Below are 4,669 nucleotides of genomic sequence, written 5' to 3' on the forward strand. Positions count from 1 at the left end.
GGGAACCCCCCCCACCCCCCCCCCAAGCCCCCCGGCGGGCCCCCCCCCGCCCGGGCGCCCCCCCCCCCCCGCGCGACTGGGCCGGCCGGGGGCGCCCCCGCCCACCGCCGCGCACGCGGCGGCGACGAACGCGGCGACCACCGGATGCGGGCGGCTCCCGTCCCCCGCCAGCTCCGGCTGGAACAGCGTCGCGAAGTAGAACGGGTGGCCGGGCAACTCGGCGATCCGCACCTGCCCCTCGTCGTCGTGGCCGGTGAAGCGCAGGCCGCTCGCCTCCAGCGTCCCGATGTACGCGGGGTTCGGCCCGAACGTGCAGTTGAAGCGCTCGATGCTGCGCGACGTCCCCATGATCCGCTCGGCGGACGAGCCGGGCGCCACGTTCACCTCGCCCTCGTGCCCCGCGAGCGAGCACGCCAGCGGCGTGATCACCGCGTCCTCGCCCGCGTCGTCGCCCGCGTCGGCGTCCTCGGCGTTCTGCGCGTTCTCGGCGTGCTTGGCGCGGGCGATCCCGCACACGTTCCGCGCGAACTCCAGGATCATGTGCTGGAAGCCGCCGCACGTCCCGAGCACCGGGATCCCGCCCTCCCGCGCCGACCGGATCGCGGTGAGGACGCCCGCCTCGCTGCGGTACGGGCTGCCGGGCAGCAGCCAGACGCCGTCGAAGCCGTCCAGCCCGGCGCCGACCTCGTCGGTCGGGATCCAGTACGCCTCCGCGAGGAGGCCGTCGCGCTCCCGGACGGCCTCCAGCAGCCGCGGGATCCGGACGTGCGACCGGACGTTCGGGGACCGGTCCCCGACGAGGGCGATGCGCGCTGTGAAGGTCATGCCCCGATCCTGACGCCGGTCCCCGCTTAAGCACCAACGATGATTTCCGATGCGAACATAAGCGACACTTATCCGATGGACCCGCACCTCCTCCGGACGTTCGTCACCGTCGTGCGGACGGGCTCGTTCTCCGCCGCCGCGGCCGAGCTCGGGTACACGCAGGCCGCCGTGTCGCAGCAGATCGCGTCGCTGGAGAACGACCTCAAGATCACGCTGCTGCACCGGCGGCCCGTCGGCACCACCGAGGCGGGCGCGCGGCTCCTCGAACACGCCGGCCCGATCCTGCTGCGGCTCCAGGCGGCGCGCTCGGAGATCGTCCGGATGTCCGGGACGGCGCGGGCCCGGCTGCGCGTCGGCGCGTCGCCCCTGGCCTCCGCCTACATCGCGGAGCCGCTGGCCCGCGCGCGCGGCGCCCACCCGCGCGTCGAAGCCGCGGTGCGGGTGATGGGCCGCGCGGAAGTGGACGTGGCGGTCGCGGCGGGCGACCTCGACATCGGGCTGGTCGACGGGATCGCCGCGCCCAACGACCCGCTCCGGCTGGCCGACACCGTCCCGCTGGCGGCGGTCGCCGTCGCGGAACGGCCGCTCGTGCTGGTGCTGCCCTCCGCGCATCCGCTGGCGTCGCGTCCCGGCGTCGACCTGAACGACCTGGTCGACGCGCTCTGGCTGGACGTCCCGGACGTCGCCGTCCCGCTCCCCGCGCTCCGCCAGGCCACGGGCTCGCGCGACGGGTTCCCGCCGTCCCTGACCTGCGAGGGCGGTGATCTGCCGTTCCTCCTCGCGCTCGTCGCCGCGGGCCACGGCCTGGCCGTCCTCCCTCCGGGCCTGGCGGGCGGCGCGGGGCTCGCGGAGGTACCCGTGCGCGCGCCCCGGGTCGTCCATCGGACCGAGCTGCTGCATTCGCGCGCCGCCGATCCCGCGACGGCCGCGTTCGTCGACGCGCTGACCTGAGAGAACGCATCCGGGCTTGACCTCCGGCGAACCGCGCCCTCATTATGAACATACGTTCATGAACATGCGTTCACAACGAGGAGGCTCCAATGGACGTCGTCAACACCCACCAGGCCGAGGCGTGGAACGGCTACGAGGGCGAGCACTGGGCCGACCACCACGACCGGTACGACGCCGTCAACAACGGCTTCGACGGCGCCCTGCTGGAGGCCGCCGCGATCGGACCCCGCGACCACGTCCTCGACCTCGGCTGCGGGAACGGCTACATCACCCGGCTCGCCGCGCGGCGGGCCCGGCTCGGGCGGGCGCTCGGCGTCGACCTGTCCGCGCCGATGCTCGCCCGCGCCCGCTCGCTCACCGATCGGGAGGGCGTCCGGAACGCCGAGTTCGAGCAGGGCGACGCGCAGGTCCACCCGTTCCCGGACGCCGCCTTCGACGCCGCGGTGAGCCGGTTCGGAGTCATGTTCTTCGCCGACCCGGTCGCCGCGTTCGGCAACGTCCGGCGCGCGCTGCGCGAGGGCGGCCGCCTCTCCTTCCTCGCCATGGCGTCCCCCGCCGGGACCGACCTCGGCACCGTCTTCGCCGCGATCGCGCCGCGGCCCGCGGCGGTGACCGGACACGCCGGCCCGATGTCGCTGTCCGACCCGGACCGCGTCCGCGAGATTCTCGGCGCCGCCGGTTTCCGCGACGTGACCTGCCGGACGGTGCACGCCGAGCAGGTCTGGGGGCGGGACGCCGCCGACGCCGCGGACTTCCTCGCCGGCTGGGGCCCCGTCCGCCACAACCTCGGCGACGGCCCCGAACTCCGCGCCGCGATCACCGACGCGATGCGCCCGTTCGAGCGCGACGGAGCCGTCCGGCTGCGCAGCACCGCGTGGCTCGTGCGGGCCCGGCGATGAGACGGGTGGTGGCCCTCGACGGGTACGGGGCGACGGGACGCGAGGTCGCCGCGGCGTACCTCGCGCCGTTCCGCGATCTCGCCGCGCGCGGCTTCCGGCCCGCTCACTACGATGCGGGGTGATGTCACCTCGAAAGGCGGCCGCGCTGCGCGGCGGCGACCGGACCCTGCGCGAGCACCTGATCGCGACCGCCGAGCAAATGATCGCCGAGCGCGGGACGGCGGGGCTGACCGTCCGGGCCATCGCGCAGGAGGCCGGCGTCGCGGGCGGGGTGCTCTACAACCACTTCGCCGACAAGGAGGAGCTGATCGCCCTCGCGCTGCGCGCGCACGCCACGGCGATCGAGAACGGCCTGGAGCCCCTGCCCGCGCCGGGCACCGGGACGGTCGAGGGCAACCTGCGCGCGTACGTCGCCCACGGCCTGGCCCTGCACGGCCGGATGGTCCCGGCGCTGACCGGCCTGATCGCGACGCCCGAGGTCCTCGCCCGGTTCGCCGGGCTGAGCGACCCGGACCGGGACTGGCGGCACCGCCTGCGCGGCTACCTCGAGGCCGAGCGCGGCCTCGGCCGCATCGCCGCCGACGCCCGCGTCGACGCCGTCACCTCCATGATCGTCGGCGCCTGCCACGAGCCGGTGCTCTCGACGCTGTTCCAGGGACGGGGCATCGCCGAGCCGTCCCCCGCACACTCGGCGGACGACCTGGTCGCCACCGCCCTCAGGGGCATCGAGCCGCGCGAGCCCGCCGAGTAGCCGGGAAACCTCTGAGTCTTCAGGTGGTCATGGACATGGCCTCGCGGACCTCGTCGAGGGTCTGGTCGGCGATGGCGGCGGCGCGGGCGTTGCCCTCGGCGAGGACGCGGCGCAGGTAGCCGCGGTCGGCCATGATCTCGGCGCGGCGGGCGCGGATCGGGCGCAGGAACTCGTTGACCGACTCGGTCACCGTCCGCTTGAGCGCCGCGCCACCGCCGTCGCCGATCTCCGCGGCGACCTCGCGGGGGTCGCGCTCCTGGCAGAGCGCGGCGAGCAGCACCAGGTTGGACACCTCGGGACGGGTGTCGGGCGCGTACTCGATGTGCCGGTCGGCGTCGGTCACCGCCCGCTTGATCAGCCGGGCCGTCTCGTCCGGCGACGCCGAGAGCGCGATCGCGTTCCCGCGGCTCTTGCTCATCTTGCGGCCGTCGGTGCCGAGCAGGGTCGGCGCGGCCGACAGCAGCGCGTCCGGCACCGGGAAGACCGGGGCGTACCGGTCGTTGAAGCGGCGCGCGATCGTCCGGGTGACCTCCAGGTGCGGGAGCTGGTCGGCGCCCACCGGGACGAGGTTGGACTTGCAGAACAGGATGTCGGCGGCCTGGTGGACGGGGTAGGTGAACATCAGCCCGCTGACCGACGACTGCTTGGACGCGGCGATCTCGTCCTTCACCGTGGGGTTGCGGCCCAGCTCGCCGACCGTGACCAGGGACAGGAACGGCAGCATCAGCTGGTTCAGCGCGGGCACGGCGCTGTGCCGGAAGATCGTCGCGGTGGACGGGTCGATGCCCGCGGCGAGGTAGTCGGCGACGAGGCCGTCGACGTGCTCGCCGAGCCGGTCGGCGACGTCGCGGTCGGTGAGCACCTGGTAGTCGGCGACCAGCACGAACAGGTCGACGCCGGCGCGCTGGAGCCGGACGCGGTTGGCGAGGGTGCCGAAGTAGTGGCCGAGGTGCAGGGCGCCGGTCGGCCGGTCGCCGGTCAGGATCCGGAACGCGCCGGGGTCGGCGGCGACGCGCGCTTCGAGGTCGCGGTATGGGTCGGTGGCCCGCGGCGTTTCAGCTGGCCGGGGCGTTTCAGCGGGCTGCGGCGTCTCGGTGGTCTGCATGGGTCTCTCCTCCTGGTTCCGGGGCCCGCCGGACGGACCCGGGTGCGGAGAAGAGAGCGGGCCGTCCAGCGGACGGCCCGAGGCGTGCGTGGGTGTCGGCCGGCCGAGCACGGCCGCCCGCACAGCCACCCCGTGCGC

At 74.9% G+C, this 4,669-nt stretch carries 6 protein-coding genes; 4 read left to right on the forward strand and 2 right to left on the reverse strand.

Features of this window, described 5'->3' with window-relative positions; genetic code table 11:
- Positions 1-825 (reverse strand): CTP synthase C-terminal region-related (seleno)protein (locus tag ABZ914_RS46890; RefSeq protein WP_500201119.1); only part of this gene is annotated, 825 nt, incomplete at its 3' end.
- 75 nt (positions 826-900) lie between these two features.
- On the opposite strand from ABZ914_RS46890, the gene ABZ914_RS46895 reads away from it, so the two are divergent.
- The 4 genes from ABZ914_RS46895 (at position 901) to ABZ914_RS46910 (ending at position 3,426) form a co-directional block, all read left to right on the forward strand.
- On the forward strand, positions 901-1,776 hold the full coding sequence (locus tag ABZ914_RS46895) for a LysR family transcriptional regulator (RefSeq protein WP_500201120.1): 876 nt from the start codon (positions 901-903) through the stop codon (positions 1,774-1,776).
- 89 nt (positions 1,777-1,865) lie between these two features.
- Positions 1,866-2,675, forward strand: a complete 810-nt coding sequence (locus ABZ914_RS46900) for a class I SAM-dependent methyltransferase (protein WP_500201121.1) — start codon at positions 1,866-1,868, stop codon at positions 2,673-2,675.
- On the forward strand, positions 2,672-2,797 hold the full coding sequence (locus ABZ914_RS46905; RefSeq protein WP_500201122.1) for a hypothetical protein: 126 nt from the start codon (positions 2,672-2,674) through the stop codon (positions 2,795-2,797). The genes ABZ914_RS46900 and ABZ914_RS46905 overlap by 4 nt, the downstream gene beginning before the upstream one ends.
- A complete protein-coding gene (locus tag ABZ914_RS46910; protein WP_500201123.1) occupies positions 2,797-3,426 on the forward strand; it encodes a TetR/AcrR family transcriptional regulator in 630 nt (209 codons plus the stop codon). The genes ABZ914_RS46905 and ABZ914_RS46910 overlap by 1 nt, the downstream gene beginning before the upstream one ends.
- Before the next feature lie 19 nt (positions 3,427-3,445).
- Here the strand turns inward: ABZ914_RS46910 and trpS are convergent, their stop codons facing one another.
- The gene (trpS, locus tag ABZ914_RS46915; protein ID WP_500201124.1) at positions 3,446-4,531 is read right to left on the reverse strand and encodes a tryptophan--tRNA ligase; all 1,086 of its coding nucleotides are present in this window, start codon (positions 4,529-4,531) and stop codon (positions 3,446-3,448) included.
- Positions 4,532-4,669 lie beyond the last annotated feature (138 nt).

The sequence above is a fragment of the Spirillospora sp. NPDC046719 genome, assembly GCF_040645715.1.
Classification (GTDB): domain Bacteria; phylum Actinomycetota; class Actinomycetes; order Streptosporangiales; family Streptosporangiaceae; genus Spirillospora.